12 protein-coding genes are annotated in these 13,935 nt (G+C 61.1%); 2 read left to right on the forward strand and 10 right to left on the reverse strand.

Annotation, left to right across the window (positions count from 1 at the left end):
* Positions 1-150 precede the first annotated feature (150 nt).
* The 5 genes from AC1DPR_RS12520 to AC1DPR_RS12540 form a co-directional block, all read right to left on the reverse strand.
* Positions 151-966: an ABC transporter permease gene (locus AC1DPR_RS12520; protein WP_018856501.1), complete on the reverse strand. Its 816-nt coding sequence runs from the start codon at positions 964-966 to the stop codon at positions 151-153.
* A complete protein-coding gene (locus AC1DPR_RS12525) occupies positions 956-1,930 on the reverse strand; it encodes an ABC transporter permease (RefSeq protein WP_018856502.1) in 975 nt (324 codons plus the stop codon). The genes AC1DPR_RS12520 and AC1DPR_RS12525 overlap by 11 nt, the downstream gene beginning before the upstream one ends.
* Positions 1,927-2,913, reverse strand: coding sequence for an ABC transporter ATP-binding protein (locus tag AC1DPR_RS12530; protein WP_018856503.1), 987 nt, complete (start codon positions 2,911-2,913; stop codon positions 1,927-1,929). Before AC1DPR_RS12530 ends, AC1DPR_RS12525 begins: the two co-directional genes overlap by 4 nt.
* 199 nt (positions 2,914-3,112) lie before the next feature.
* Entirely contained in the window at positions 3,113-4,273 is a 1,161-nt protein-coding gene (locus AC1DPR_RS12535; RefSeq protein WP_018856504.1) for an ABC transporter substrate-binding protein, read from the reverse strand.
* A 130-nt stretch (positions 4,274-4,403) separates the two neighbouring features.
* Entirely contained in the window at positions 4,404-5,312 is a 909-nt protein-coding gene (locus AC1DPR_RS12540) for a LysR family transcriptional regulator (RefSeq protein WP_018856505.1), read from the reverse strand.
* Between the two features lie 181 nt (positions 5,313-5,493).
* Between AC1DPR_RS12540 and AC1DPR_RS12545 the strand changes: the two genes are divergently transcribed.
* On the forward strand, positions 5,494-6,219 hold the full coding sequence (locus AC1DPR_RS12545) for a hypothetical protein (RefSeq protein WP_113471964.1): 726 nt from the start codon (positions 5,494-5,496) through the stop codon (positions 6,217-6,219).
* Between the two features lie 66 nt (positions 6,220-6,285).
* Here AC1DPR_RS12545 and lysS read toward each other — a convergent pair whose 3' ends face one another.
* The 4 genes from lysS to AC1DPR_RS12565 all read right to left on the reverse strand — a co-directional run bounded on the left by lysS (position 6,286) and on the right by AC1DPR_RS12565 (position 11,870).
* Positions 6,286-7,782 carry a lysine--tRNA ligase gene (lysS, locus tag AC1DPR_RS12550; RefSeq protein WP_018856507.1) on the reverse strand — a complete coding sequence of 499 codons (1,497 nt, stop codon included), beginning with the start codon at positions 7,780-7,782 and terminating at the stop codon, positions 6,286-6,288.
* Positions 7,783-7,798: 16 nt separating this feature from the next.
* Positions 7,799-9,256, reverse strand: coding sequence for a glutamate--tRNA ligase (gene gltX / locus AC1DPR_RS12555; protein ID WP_025658866.1), 1,458 nt, complete (start codon positions 9,254-9,256; stop codon positions 7,799-7,801).
* A 190-nt stretch (positions 9,257-9,446) separates the two neighbouring features.
* A complete protein-coding gene (locus AC1DPR_RS12560; protein WP_477816426.1) occupies positions 9,447-11,216 on the reverse strand; it encodes an SLC13 family permease in 1,770 nt (589 codons plus the stop codon).
* Positions 11,217-11,315: 99 nt separating this feature from the next.
* Positions 11,316-11,870, reverse strand: a complete 555-nt coding sequence (locus AC1DPR_RS12565; protein ID WP_018856510.1) for a TetR/AcrR family transcriptional regulator — start codon at positions 11,868-11,870, stop codon at positions 11,316-11,318.
* A gap of 112 nt (positions 11,871-11,982) precedes the next feature.
* On the opposite strand from AC1DPR_RS12565, the gene AC1DPR_RS12570 reads away from it, so the two are divergent.
* Entirely contained in the window at positions 11,983-13,017 is a 1,035-nt protein-coding gene (locus AC1DPR_RS12570) for an aldo/keto reductase (protein ID WP_477816427.1), read from the forward strand.
* A 60-nt stretch (positions 13,018-13,077) separates the two neighbouring features.
* Here the strand turns inward: AC1DPR_RS12570 and AC1DPR_RS12575 are convergent, their stop codons facing one another.
* Complete coding sequence (locus tag AC1DPR_RS12575) at positions 13,078-13,839, reverse strand: bestrophin-like domain (RefSeq protein ID WP_018856512.1); 762 nt, start codon at positions 13,837-13,839, stop codon at positions 13,078-13,080.
* Positions 13,840-13,935: the final 96 nt, after the last annotated feature.

The following is a 13,935-nucleotide window of genomic DNA, read 5'->3' on the forward strand; positions in this document are numbered from 1 at the left end:
CATAAGAGGCAGTCATGCTTCCAACTCCCTTGTTGAGATCCGCAAAACCCCAACAGGATAAGCCGAAAGGCCGGAAGTGTGACTGTCCCTCAATCATTCGCAGTGATCCGTTCTCTCCGGAGGCGACCTCTTTCATGTCACCTCCCTTAATTATTTGCCGGCTCCGGCGACCTGGTCGCCGTCGCGAGTGAGGTAGTAGGCTGCCAGGATCGGCAGGAAAGTGACGAGCACGACGACCATCGCGACCACGTTGGTGACCGGGCGTTGGCGTGGGCGGATGAGTTCTTCGAGCATCCAGATCGGCAGCGTCGATTGCTGGCCGCCGGTGAAGGTGGTGACGATGACTTCGTCGAAGGACAGCGCGAAGGCGAGCATGCCGCCGGCCAGAAGCGCGGTCCCGATGTTCGGCAGGATGACGTGGCGGAAGGTCTGGAAACCGTCGGCGCCTAGATCCATCGATGCCTCGATCAGTGAACCCGAGGTGCGGCGGAAGCGGGCGACGGCGTTGTTGTAGACGACAACGACGCAGAAGGTCGCGTGACCGAGCACGATCGTCCAGACCGAAAATGGAATGTCGAACAGGCTGAAGGCCGAGCGCAGTGCAATGCCGGTGATGATGCCGGGCAGCGCGATCGGTAGGATGACGAGGAGCGAGATTGCTTCACGGCCGAAGAACTTCGTCTGGCTTACTGCGGCTGCGCAGAGCGTGCCGAGCACCAGCGCGATCGCGGTGGCGATGCAGGCGACCTGCACGGAGAGGCCGAGCGCTGACCAGACATCCGGGCGGTTCCACGCGATGGCGAGCCATTGCGTCGTCAGTCCCGGTGGCGGCCATTGATAGCTCTTCTCTTCCGTCGTGAAGGCATAGACGAAGATCAAGAGGATCGGCAGGTGTAGGAAGAGCAGGCCACCGGCTGCGGCGATCTTTAGAAGCAGCGGTGAACGCTGGGAACGGTCAGAGCGCATCGAAGGCCCCCTGTTTCTTGGCCAGCCAGAGATAAACGGCCATGATGACGATCGGGACGACGGAGAAGGCGGCCGCGAGCGGGACGTTGCCCGCGGTGCCCTGCTGGGCATAGACCGCCTGGCCGATGAAGAGGCGCGACGAACCGATGATCTGCGGGATGATGTAGTCGCCTAATGTCAGCGAGAAGGTGAAGATCGAGCCGGCGACGATACCGGGCAGCGCCAGCGGGAAAAGTACGGTGCGGAAGGTCTGGCTCGGTGTGGCGCCGAGATCGGACGACGCCTCGATCAGGTTGCCTGGGACGCGTTCGAGTGCTGCCTGTGTCGGCAGGATCATGTAGGGCAGCCAGACATAGACGAAGACGACAAACGTACCGAGATAGCTGACCGACAGCGAATTGCCACCGACAACGGGCAGGTTGAGGATGCCGTCGAGCAGCCAGGACAGGTGCAGCTTCTCGAAGATCCAGGTGAGGATGCCTTCCTTCGCGAGGATGAGTTTCCAGGCGTAGATCTTCACGAGATAGCTCGACCACAGCGGCAGCATGACACCGAGGTAGAACAGCGCCTTCCATTTGCCCTGCGCATAGCGAGCAGCGTAGTAGGCGATGGGAAAGGCGACGACGGCAGAAGCCAGTGTCACCAGCGCCGCCATGATGATGGTGCGGATGATGATGTCAAAATTCGTCGGGCTGAGGAGTTGCGCATAGGTCGCAAGCGTGAACTCGTAATTCACCAGGCCCGAGAAATCATCGATCGAGAAGAAGCTCTGCAGGAGCAGCGCGATCAGTGAGCCGATGTAGATGATGCCGAGCCACAGGAGCGGCGGCGTCAGCATCAGGAAGAGCAGCAGTCTAGGATGGCGCCAGAAGGCGTCCGAGAGCTGTCCGAAGAAACCGCCGCGACCGGGAAGGATCGAGGTCTCGCGCAGTTCCGCCGGTTTGGTGAGGGCAAGCGCTGTCATGCTGCGTCATCCATGTAATGCACGTCGACGGGCTGCCAGACGAGGCGGACGCTTGTGCCGACATCCGGCACGTTGGCGCCGGCCGGCAGCATGACGTGCAGGCGGGTGCCGCGGATATCGACCGAGAGGCGGGTTGCCGCGCCGAGGAAGCTTGCATGCTCCACACGCGCCTCAACGCCTTCGCCGGCGACGTGGATCGCTTCCGGACGCAGGCTCGCCCAGCGCTTCTCGCCGCCGAGCGCGGTCATCATATCGGGCGCAATGACATTGGAGGAGCCGACGAAATCCGCGACGAAGCGCGTCTTCGGGCGCCGATAGATGTCGTGCGGCGTACCTTCCTGGACGATGCCGCCGTTGTTGAAGACGGCGACGCGGTCGGCCATCGACAGGGCCTCGCCCTGGTCGTGGGTGACGAAGATGAAGGTGATGCCGAGCGCGCGCTGCAGGCTCTTCAATTCCTCCTGCATCTGCTCGCGCAGCTTCAGGTCGAGCGCGCCGAGCGGTTCGTCGAGGAGAAGGACTTTCGGCTTGTTGACGAGGGCGCGGGCGAGCGCCACACGCTGCCGCTGGCCGCCGGAGAGCTGTCCGGGTTTGCGCGCGCCGTAACCGGGAAGCTTCACAAGCTCCAGCGCCTGCTCGGCGGCTTTGGTGCGCTCTGGCCTACCGACACCCTTGACCATCAGCCCGTAGGCGACGTTGTCGAGGATGTTGAGATGCGGGAAGAGCGCGTAGTCCTGGAAGACGGTGTTGACGTTGCGGCGATAGGGCGGGATGCCTTCGGCGGTCTCACCGAAGATTTCGATGTGGCCGCCCGTCGGCTGCTCGAAGCCTGCGATCAGGCGCAGGCAGGTTGTCTTGCCGGAGCCGGAAGGGCCAAGCATGGCGAAGAACTCGCCGGGCGCGATTTCGAGATCGACGCTGTCGACGGCGCGGACCGGCCCGAAATGGCGCGAGACCTGTTGGAAACGGACGGCGGGAATCATTGTAAAACTCCGGGATGTTGCGTCTTTCACCTTCCCAGCGGGAAGGATGCGGCCCAAGGGGCCCCGACGAGGGGACAATTCGGCGTTCCGTCGTTGCCCCCAGCGCTCGGACGTTTCGCTCTTGTCTTCATTGTCCCCTCGCCTTGCCCTCAGCGGGCGCCTTCTCCGCTTGCGGAGAAGGAGAGGTTGTGCGGGCGGATTATCGTCCGCCGATCACACCGATATAGTCGGAGACCCAACGGTGATACGGTACGCACTCGCCCTGCGTTGCGCATTTGGCCGTCGGCGTTCTCCAGAACTTGATCTTGTCGAAGTGATCATAACCGTTCGTTGAGCAACCCTCGTCGGTCAGCAGCTCGTTGCCCTTGCAGGCAGCGGGAACGGAAGGAACGGCGCCGAACCAGGCAGCGGCATCGCCCTGGACCTTGGCCTGCAGCGAATGCTCCATCCACATGTAGGCGCAATTCGGGTGTTCGCTGTCGACATGCAGCATGGTCGTGTCAGCCCAGCCGGTGGCCCCTTCTTCCGGGAAGGTGGAGGCGATCTTCTGTTTGTCGGCTTGCATCAGGTTGACCTGGAACGGCCAGGAACCGGAGGCCACGACGCCTTCGTTCTTGAAGTCGTCGATCTGGATCATCGCGTCGTGCCAGTAGCGGGAGACGAGCTTGCGCTGGCCGCGCAGCAGGTCGAGCGCCGCCTTGTACTGGTCTTCGTTCAGTTCATAGGGATCCTTGATGCCGAGTTCCGGCTTGTGCGCCATCAGGTAGAGAGCGGCATCGGCAACGTAGATCGGACCATCATAGGCCTGGACACGGCCCTTGTTGGACTTGCCGTCGGGAAGGGTTTCTTCCTCGAAAACGACCTTCCAGCTGGTCGGTGCCTTATCCTTGAAGGCATCGGTGTTATACATCAGCACGTTCGGCCCCCAGAGATAGGGAACGCCGTAGTGGACGTCTTTGACCGTGTACCATGCGCCTTTCTGCAGGCGCGGATCGACGTTCTTGAAGCTCGGGATGAGATCGGTGTTGATCGGCTGGACACGCTTGCCTGCGATCAGGCGAAGCGACGCGTCGCCAGAGGCCGTGACGAGGTCGAATCCGCCTTCGTTCATCAGCGAGACCATTTCGTCGGAGGTCGCCGCCGTCTTGACCGACACTTTGCAGCCGGTTTCCTTTTCGAAGCCGGTGACCCAGTCGTAGCTCTTGTCGCTTTCACCGCGTTCGATGTAGCCCGCCCAGGCTACGATGCTGACAGCACCTTCGCCCTTGCCAAGCGCCTTCAGCGGTTCGGCTGCGGCAACCTGCGTCACGAAGCTCACGCTCGCGAGGGCAGCAGTGCACGATTTCAGAAGATATTTCATCTGATGTCTCCCGGTTGTTGCCACTTTTCGTGGCGTTATGTTCCCGGTTGAAAGGTGCGCTGAATTTTCCGGTTTCGCAAATTCATTTATCAGAAAGGCGATATCGGAATTTCCGATATCGTCCGAAGGATCACCGGGGCCGGCCGGATCGCAGGGCTTCTGCGATGCCCACGAAGTCGCGCGCCGCTTGCGGCAAACTCGAGCCCTTTCGCCAGACCATGCCGACCTGGACGACCGGAAGGGAGCCGGACACGTCACGGCTCTCGATTCGGTCGCCTTCCAGCGACCAGGGGCGATAGACCAGGTCGGGCAATAGCGCCACGCCGGCACCGGTCGCGACCAGACTGCGTACCGCTTCCACCGAGCGCGTGCGGAAGGCGACATGCGGCCGTGCGCCAAGCGCCGACAGCAGCTTGCCGGTGTTTTCCTCGATTTCGTCGACGGTCAGCATGATCAGCGGTTCGCGAGCGATGTCCGCCACGGAAATGATGTCGGCGGAAACGAGTGGATGGCCCATGGGCAACCACAACCGGTAAGGTGACGTCTCCAGGATCTCTGCCTGCAGGGCCATGCGGTCGCGCAGGTTGGAAATGACCATGACGGCCACATCCAGTTCGCCGCCGACCAGCAGGTGCTCGAGATAGCCGCCATTGTCTTCGATTGCGCTGACTTCGACGCCCGGGCAGGCGCGGCGATAGCGGGCCAGGAGGTCGGAGAGCACATAGCCGGCGACGAGCGAGGTGACGCCGATGTTGAGTTTGCCGGAGATCTCGTTCTGCTTGCCGGAAAAGCTGGTGCGCGCATCCGTCACGCTTGCCAGGATTTTCGTCGCATGGCGAAGGAACTGATGGCCATTGTGGGTGATCGTCAGGCCGCGTGGATGACGCTCGAAAAGCTCGACGCCGAGGTCGGTTTCAAGCTCCTTGAGGGCCTCCGTGACCGACGATTGCGAGATCGAAAGGTTCTGCGCGGCGCGCGTTACAGAGCCCTGCTCGGCGACGGCAACGAAGTACTGGATCTGGCGAAGCGTGAAGGCCATCAGCCGTTAGAGCATGGCCGTGAGGACATTGGCAAGCATAGGGAAAGCTTGGACCTTTTTTGGTGTTAATCCCATACTGATGCAAACTTAGAGCCCGCGTTTAAGTATTCGGAAACGTCATTTCTCTAGCGTCGAAACCACTCGTATTGCGTTGGAGCTTGTTAATGGCGGAGCAGTTGGCGTGAAGGCCCTACTGCGCATCTTCCGGCCTTCCCGGAAATTGGTGTTTATCATCGCTGGCGTCGCCCTTCTCGGGGGCGTCTCCGGCGGTGCCGCGCTTTTTATCGGCAAGGATAGGCTCCTTGGCCCTTCCGCAGAGACGATGAACGGCCTCTCCTGCACCGACGTCAATCTCGTCACCATCAAGAAGCAGAACCGCGTCTGGATCCGTAAATATATCAAGACCGAGCCGACCGATGGCATGACTCGCGTCAAGACCGCGCTTCGCGTCGCCAAGACGATCTACGATGCGCAGAGGCCCGATCTCGTGCAAGTCGTCGTTCTCGATACCAACGGACCGACGCTGCGCTCGGATATTCGCGGCAGGGCGATCGGCGCTGACGTCGTCTATATTCCGCATCCCGATCCCGTCCTCGAAAGCACGGAAGCCAAGACCTACACCGCCCGCTACTATGACGGGGAGGCGGCGGACAACGGGCTGTTCTTCGGCGAACGCGTCGATCTACCCGAGGACGAGATAACCGCGATGAACGCGTCCTTCAGGGACTATTCGGACTGTATCGATCCCATCGCCGTTGCCGCTACCAAGGGCGGCGAAGGAGAGGGCAAGAAAACTGCGAAGACAGCAGAGGCAAAGGAAGTAAAGCCCGCGGAAGGCGGCGAACATGGCTCCGCACCTGCCAAAGAGCCTGCTGCGCCGGAAGCCGCGCCCGGAGCCGGCCACTAACCCTTTCCAACAAAAAAGCGGCGAGCCCAACGGGTCGCCGCCTTTTTCTATTCCAGGTAAGCCGGCTCAGTCGGCCTTGCTGCGTCGAGCCGGGAAGAGGATGACGTCGCGGATCGATGGGGCGTTGGTGAGCAGCATGATCAGGCGGTCGACGCCGATCCCGAGACCGCCGGCGGGCGGCATGCCCTGGTCGATCGCATCGAGGAATTCGTCGTCCAGCTGCTTTTCCTTTTCGCCGCGGGCGTGCGCCTGCTCCAGCTGCTCGACCATGCGGCGGCGCTGCTCTTCCGGATCGTTGAGTTCCGAGAAGGCGTTGCCGAGTTCCCAGGCGTTGCAGTAGGTCTCGAAGCGTTCGACAAGGCGCCGCTCGCCTGGCACTTCCTTGGCGAAGGGCGAGATGTCCTTCGGAAAGTGGGTGACGTGTGATGGCTGAATGAGCGTGGCCTCAACCTTTTCTTCGAAGATGAAGGCAAGGCATTCGCCCCAGGTCCAGTCCTTCTCGACTTCGAAGCCGGCGGCCTTGGCAGCCGCGCGGGCTTCCTCGTCGGTCTTCATGGCGAGGAAGTCGATACCGGTCACTTCCTTGACGGCGTCTGGCATCGGCACGCGCTTGAACGGCCCCTTGAAGGAGATCGTCTTGTCGCCGAAGGGGAATTCCGTCGTGCCGTGGATCGACAGTGCCAGGCTTTCGAACAGCCGCTCCACGAGGTCCATGATGTCCTCGTAGTCGGCATAGGCCCAGTAGCACTCCATCATCGTGAATTCAGGATTGTGCCGGGTCGAGACGCCTTCGTTGCGGAAGTTGCGGTTGATCTCGAATACCTTGTCGGTAAGGCCGGAGACCAACGTCCGCTTCAGGTACAGTTCCGGCGCGATGCGCAGGTACATGTCGAGCTTCAGCGTGTTGTGATGCGTCTTGAACGGCTCGGCGGTGGCGCCGCCATAGACCGAGTGCAACATCGGCGTTTCGACTTCCATGAAGCCGTCGTTTTCCATGAAGCGGCGGATGCCGGACACGATCTTCGAACGCTGCTGGAAGCGGAGCTTCGATTCCTCGTTGGTCATGATGTCGAGGTGGCGCTTGCGATAGCGGATCTCGACGTCGGAAACGCCGTGCCACTTCTCCGGCATCGGGAGCAGCGACTTCGTCAGCATGGTGATTTCGCGAGCGTTGATCGACAGCTCGCCGCGCTTCGTGCGGCGCACCGTGCCGGTCACGCCGATGATATCGCCGATATCGATCATGCCAAGCATGTTGCGGGCTTCTTCCGGCGTCACGTCCTTGTGGCTGAAGATCTGGATCTTGCCCGAGGCGTCATGGATATCCATGAACATGCCGGAGTTGCGCGAGGAATAGACGCGACCGGCAACGGTCACGACATCCTGCGTCTCGACGTCGGATTCGAGGTCCTTGTACTTCTCCGCCAGTTCGGCATTGGTCATGGTCCGGTGGAAATGCGCCGGATAGACCTCGCCGATCTGTTCGCGCAGCAGCTTCAGCTTCTGGGCGCGGACCTCGGTCGCGTCGGAGGAAAGGGTCGCTGTTTCGGTCTTTTCAGTCATGATGCAAACGTCCGGTTCAGTTCTTCGGGCCGACGAGGGAGGCAACTGCCTGGGCGGCCAGTTTCAGCCGCTGACGCACGACGGAACGGCCGAGGATCGCCATCGAGTCGAAGAGCGGCAGCGAGCGCGACGAGCCTGATACTGCGACGAAGAGCGGGGCCACGACGACCTTCAGCTTCTTGCCCATGCGGTCGGCAATGGCGCGTAGCTCGGCTTCGATCGTCTCGACGTTCCATTCGAGGATCTTTTCGAGATCCGGCTGGACGGTGTTGAGGATCTCGAGGATCTCTTCCGGCGGTGACTTGATCTTGGCGAAGGCCGACGGGTCAACGCCGAGGTCGGACTTCAGCAGGAAGCCTGCGAGGTCAGGTAGTTCGCCGAGCTTGGAAATGCGCGACTGCGACAGGCGCAGGCCCGCCTTCAGGCGATCGTTCTCCATCGCCCAGTCGAGCACGCGGGCCTGGAACTCCTCTTCGGACAGCTTCTCACGAATCCAGCGGCCGTTCAGCCAGTCGAGCTTCTGGATGTCGAAGATGGCGCCGGCCTTCGAAAGGTTTTCGGGATCGAACTTCTCGGAAAGCTCGTCCATATCAAGCAACTCTTCGCCTTCGGCGATCTGCACGAAGAACAGGCCGAGGAAGTTCATCAGCGCTTCCGGGATATAGCCGAGAGCGGAGTAGTAGGAGATTGACGTCGGGTTCTTGCGCTTCGAGAGCTTCGATTTGTCGGCATTGCGCATCAGCGACAGATGCATGAACACCGGCTGCTCCCAACCGAAGTAGCGGTAAAGCAGGATGTGCTTCGGCACGGATGCCAGCCATTCTTCGCCGCGCGCGACATGGGTGATTCGCATCAGATGGTCGTCGATGACGTTTGCCATGTGATAGGTCGGCATGCCGTCGCCCTTGATCAGGACCTGCATGTCAACGGAATCCCACGGAATGCTGACATCGCCATAGACGCCGTCGGTGAAGTCGCAGGAGCCCTCGGTCGGGATCTTCATGCGGATCACGGAGCCTTCGCCGGCGGCCATCTTCGCGGAGACCTCTTCGGCCGAGTACTTCAGGCAGAGGCCGTCATACTTCGGCGCCTTGCCGGCGGCGCGCTGCTCTTCGCGCATCTTCTCTAGACGCTCAGGCGTGCAAAAACAGCGGAACGCATGCCCCTTGTCCAGCAGTTCCTGGCCGTATGGGGTGTAGATGTCCTTGCGGTCGGACTGACGGTACGGGCCGTAGGGGCCACCGATGTCAGGACCTTCCTTCCATTCGAGGCCGCACCATTTCAGCGCGTCCAACACCTTGGTCTCGAATTCCGGGGTCGAGCGCGTCGCATCGGTGTCTTCGATGCGCAGAATGAACTCGCCGCCGTTCTTCTTGGCGAAAAGGTAGTTGAAGAGAGCGATGTAAGCAGTGCCGACATGCGGCTCGCCGGTCGGCGAGGGAGCAATGCGGACGCGGACGCCGGAAGCTGTCATTTTATGTGCCCGTCAAATGAATGCCGGACGGCTTGCCTGAGAAAGCGACGTTCGGCCGGAAAGAATGCAGATAACTGGATCAGGAAACCGGCCGGAAAAGGGCACTGCCCCCGTTCATCCGCCGATTGCCCATTTGGCTGGCCTTAAGGCCATATTCGACCGCGCGCGTCAAGGAAAATGGGCGATCGCATCAATGGACAGGCCAGACGTAGAGCAGGACAGGTACGCTGACGAGGACGATGACGAATGACAGCGGCAGGCCGAGGCGGGGGTAATCGCTGAAACGATAGCCGCCGGGACCGAAGACCAGCGTGTTGCATTGGTGGCCGATCGGCGTCAGGAAATCGCAGCCAGCGCCGATGGCGACCCCCATCAAAAAGGCCTCCGGTCTATAGCCGAGCGTGTGGGCAAAGCTCGCCGCAATTGGCGCCATGACCAGAACCGTTGCCGCATTGTTGAGGAACGGCGTTACCGCCATGGCGGTGATGACGATCAGAGTCAGCGCGCCGAAGGGCGGCATCTGGGCGGCGAAGTGCCCCAGCCACCCGGCAATCAGATCGCTTCCGCCGGTCGTTCGCAATGTGTCGGAGACGGGGATCAGCGCGGCAAGCATGATGAGGATCGGGCCGTCCACCGCCTTGTAGACCTCGGCAAGGGGGATGGCCCGAAAAACGACCATCGCCAGCGCGGCGCAGAAGAAGGCGACCGAAACCGGAACCATTCCGGCCGCCGTCATCCCCATCGCTGTCGCAAGGATCAGCAGCGGTACGTAAGCTCTGCGCGGCGTGCCGAGCATGATTTCGCGCTGCGCCAATGGGAGACAGGAGAATTCCTGCAGGAAGCCCGGCAGGTTTCGACGGCTGCCTTGCAGCACAAGAACATCGCCGGCGCGCAGGGTGACTTCGCTCAACCGTTCGGTCAGCCTGTGCCCGTGCCGGCTGACCGCAAGCAGGTTGATGCGCCGGCGGTTCCAGAGCGAGAGCTGGCGCGCGGACCACCCGATCAGCATGGACTCGGAGGAGACCACTGCTTCGATCGAAGTCACGTCGCCCTCCGTCTTTGCTTCGGGGATCGGTTTGCCTGAAAGTTTGAGTTTGGCGTTGGAAACGACGCGATCCAGGGCTTCAGGACGCCCTTCCAGCAGAATCGTGTCGCCCGGCTTCAGGAGAACGTCGGGGAACGGCGCGAGGCGCGAATGCCCGCGCAGGATCGCGGTTGCGACCACTTCTCCATCGCCGAGCTGCAGGAGCTCGTTGAGCTTTTTGCCTTCGAAGCCGGAGCCTTCGACCACCGTTGCTTCGGAGAAATAGTTCTTCAAATCCAACGCTTCCTCAAGCGATGGGTTCTCGTTCTGCCGTTCGGGAACGAGCCAGTGGAAAAGGATCAAGAAGACGATGCCAACCAGAGCAAGCGTCGCGCCGACGGGTGTGAAGTCGAACATCGTGAAAGGCGTCCCGGTGATTTCGCCGCGAAGCCGCGAGACCACGATGTTTGGTGAGGTGCCGATCTGCGTCATCAACCCGCCGAGTAGCGCGGCAAAGCTCATCGGCATCAGGTAAAGCGACGGAGACCTCCCGCTTTTTCGGGCAAATTGGAAGGCGACTGGAATCATGATCGCAAGCGCGCCGATGTTCTTGATGAAGGCCGACAGAAGCGCGACGACAATGAGCAGCAGCGCGAGCTGCGCATGCAGCTTGGTCAGGTTCGGAAAGAAGCGCTTGATCGTTGTATCGACGATCCCCGAGCGCGCCACGCCGGCGCTGACGATGAGGGCGCTGCCGACGATGATCACGATGTCGTCGCTGAAGCCCGAAAATGCCCGGTTGAAAGGCACGATACCGACGCAGATGGCCAGCACGAGAGTGCAACAGGCAACCAGGTCATAGCGAAACCGATCCCAGATGAAGACTGCCATCATCAGGCCGATGAGCCAGAAGGCGAGGATCTGCTGCGTTGTCATGCGATTCCAGCAACTTGAGGTCGGCACCGGCGAGTGCCCGCCGTACCGATAACTGTAAGCTCCGCTGGACTAATCAATGCCGCGCCGCGGGCAAAGTTCCTAACGCCGCCCGTCGAGGATACGGATCGTTTCAGTGAGGATTTCGTCCGAGAGGGCAGGGTCATCGACGGCGCGCGCCATGACGAGGGCTCCGACGAGGCTTGAGAGATCTGCTATGGCCTTGCCGCGATCGACCGTTTGCCCCTGCTGCGCCTGGATCTGTTCGACCTGCTCGATGCGTGCGCGAACGTAGTCGGTGATCCCGCCGCGCTGCCCCTTGGGGAGGCGGGCGATTTCCGGGCCAAGAGCCGCAACCGTGCAGCCGCTGTCCGCCGCATCTCGATGTGCCCTCGATAGATAATTCTTCGCCAACGCACCGAGCGTGGCGTAGGCGGGTTCGGAACGTAGGCTTTCCAAAAGGGCGTGGCTGACGGCTTCCGCGGCAAGGTCGCCCTTCGATTTGAAGTGGCCGTAGAAACCACCATGCGTCAATCCGGCGCCCTTCATTACTTCGTCGACGCCGACAGCATGAATTCCTTTCTCTCGAAAGAGCCGACCGGCCGTGTCGATGATCCGTTGGCGGTTCTGGTTCGCCTGTTCCTTTGTTGGGCGCATTTGAGGCTCTCATCATTTGTTCTTGACAAATTATATGACGTCCGTCATTTAAATGCAAATGAATGACGATCGTCATTTAAAATTGACCAAGGAAGCAAGGAAGGCAATGACAATGCGCTATAGGATTTTCGGCCGAACCGGACTTCGTGTCTCCAGCCTGGCACTTGGCACAGGCAATTTCGGGACGGGCTGGGGTTACGGTTCCAGTCGCGAGGAGGCCAAGGTGGTCTTCGATGGCTACCGCAACGACGGCGGCAACTTCATCGACACGGCCGACCAGTATCAATTCGGCCAGTCGGAAACGATGGTCGGCGAGTTCATCGCGAGCGACCGCGATGACATGGTCGTCGCGACGAAGTTCTCGCTCGGTGATCGTCACGCGGCCGGCCTCCAGCGTACAGGCAACAGCCGCAAGGCCATGGTTCAGTCGGTCGAGGCAAGCCTGAAGCGGCTCGGCACCGATCGGATCGATCTTCTTTGGGCGCACATGCCGGATGCCGTAACGCCGATCGACGAGATCATGCGAGGTTTCGATGATCTCGTCCGCTCGGGCAAGATCCTCTATGCCGGACTTTCCGACTTCCCGGCTTGGCGCGTGGCGACTGGTGCCACGCTTGCCGAGCTTCGTGGCTGGGCGCCACTGTCGGCTCTGCAGCTGGAGTACAGCCTCGTCGAGCGTACGTCCGAGCGCGAGCTGCTGCCGATGGCGGCGGCCTTTGGCCTTGGTACTGTCGGCTGGTCGCCGCTCGGCGGCGGGCTGCTGACCGGTAAGTACCGCAAGGGCGAAACTGGCCGCCAGCAGGGGCTCGGCGTCGTCATTCACTCCGAAAGCGATGCGCGCAAGACGGCAACGGTCGATACAGTTCTGGCAATCGCCGAGGAAACCGGCGTGCCGGCCGGCCAGATCGCCATCGCCTGGGTGCTGCACAAGGGCACGCTGCCGATCATCGGGCCGCGAACGGCTGAGCAGCTTGCCGACAACCTTGCCGCGCTGGACGTGAAGCTTAGTGAGGAGCAGGTTCGGCGCCTCGATGACGCGAGCGCGATATCGCTCGGCTTTCCCCACGATGTGGTCTCCCAGAGCCGCAACACGCTGGCCGGTGCAAAGGCCGACCTCATCGACTGGCCGACGATTGCGGTTCGCTAACTGTGATGCCGTGGCCACACTGGGTCGCTCCTTCCAGGACGGCGCGGTGCTTCGCAGTTGCTATTGTTGAAGCTCGGCAAGCGCCCTGCGAAGAGGTGTGTCGGAGATCTGGATCCAGCCCGAGAATGGAATATCCATATCCAGCACGATGAAGATCGATAGCGATATCAGGAGCGCGGAGATGGTGAACATCAGCACGACAATGATGTTTCTTGGCGCGCGATAGCCGAAGCTCGCAAAGATCAACGTCAGCCACGCCGTCAGCATGCTTATGAGCGGCCTTGGGATGACGCCTTCCGACTGTTCCACGATGACCCAGCGCTGCTCGACGATCCGTTGATATTGCTGGCGAGCGTCGTTCCACAACACCACATGGCCCGGGTCGGAAGGCACGATCAGTGCCAGACTGTCTCCGACGGCGTTGAGGGCAATCTCGCTTGTGCGGTCGCTTTTGACCAGCGGATCCGGCGCGGCGCGTGCCGGATTGGTGAGAGCCTTTTCGACGTAGTTCTCCAGACGCTTGCGAGTTTCCGTGGCCTCGAGGCCATAGGTCCGCAAGGTCCGGTCGAGAAGGATGATCTGGGTTGCGAACGCGTGAACGTTCTTGTCGATCTCGCCGAAAGTGTTCTTCGAGGAATTGATCATCAGGCCGAAGACCAGCGATGTCATGACGACGAAGATGTTGGCGACGAGCCGAACGACGGTGTTGGTCTCGTCCTGCCGGTGATGCACAGGCAGCTTTGAATAGGTCAGCATCGTTCCGATCGAGGCTGTCATGAGCAAAGCAAAGACAACGGCCGCCACCAGCGATTCCAGTGCCATCTTTCGTTGCGCCCTCCCGTGCTCTCGACGGCAAACTAGCTGTTTTAATTGATTTTGTCAGTGGACCGGATCTGCCCGCTGGACAAACGCTCCGTT

The sequence above is a fragment of the Rhizobium sp. 01T417 genome, assembly GCF_056398905.1.

Bases quoted from the DNA above. Each gene is read 5' to 3' on its own strand.
- gltX (WP_025658866.1), bottom strand. From the start codon at position 9,256: ATGACAGCTTCCGGCGTCCGCGTCCGCATTGCTCCCTCGCCGACCGGC.
- AC1DPR_RS12540 (WP_018856505.1), bottom strand. From the start codon at position 5,312: ATGGCCTTCACGCTTCGCCAGATCCAGTACTTCGTTGCCGTCGCCGAG.
- AC1DPR_RS12520 (WP_018856501.1), bottom strand. From the start codon at position 966: ATGCGCTCTGACCGTTCCCAGCGTTCACCGCTGCTTCTAAAGATCGCC.
- AC1DPR_RS12530 (WP_018856503.1), bottom strand. From the start codon at position 2,913: ATGATTCCCGCCGTCCGTTTCCAACAGGTCTCGCGCCATTTCGGGCCG.
- AC1DPR_RS12560 (WP_477816426.1), bottom strand. From the start codon at position 11,216: ATGACAACGCAGCAGATCCTCGCCTTCTGGCTCATCGGCCTGATGATG.
- lysS (WP_018856507.1), bottom strand. From the start codon at position 7,782: ATGACTGAAAAGACCGAAACAGCGACCCTTTCCTCCGACGCGACCGAG.
- AC1DPR_RS12575 (WP_018856512.1), bottom strand. From the start codon at position 13,839: ATGGCACTGGAATCGCTGGTGGCGGCCGTTGTCTTTGCTTTGCTCATG.
- AC1DPR_RS12570 (WP_477816427.1), top strand. From the start codon at position 11,983: ATGCGCTATAGGATTTTCGGCCGAACCGGACTTCGTGTCTCCAGCCTG.
- AC1DPR_RS12565 (WP_018856510.1), bottom strand. From the start codon at position 11,870: ATGCGCCCAACAAAGGAACAGGCGAACCAGAACCGCCAACGGATCATC.
- AC1DPR_RS12535 (WP_018856504.1), bottom strand. From the start codon at position 4,273: ATGAAATATCTTCTGAAATCGTGCACTGCTGCCCTCGCGAGCGTGAGC.
- AC1DPR_RS12525 (WP_018856502.1), bottom strand. From the start codon at position 1,930: ATGACAGCGCTTGCCCTCACCAAACCGGCGGAACTGCGCGAGACCTCG.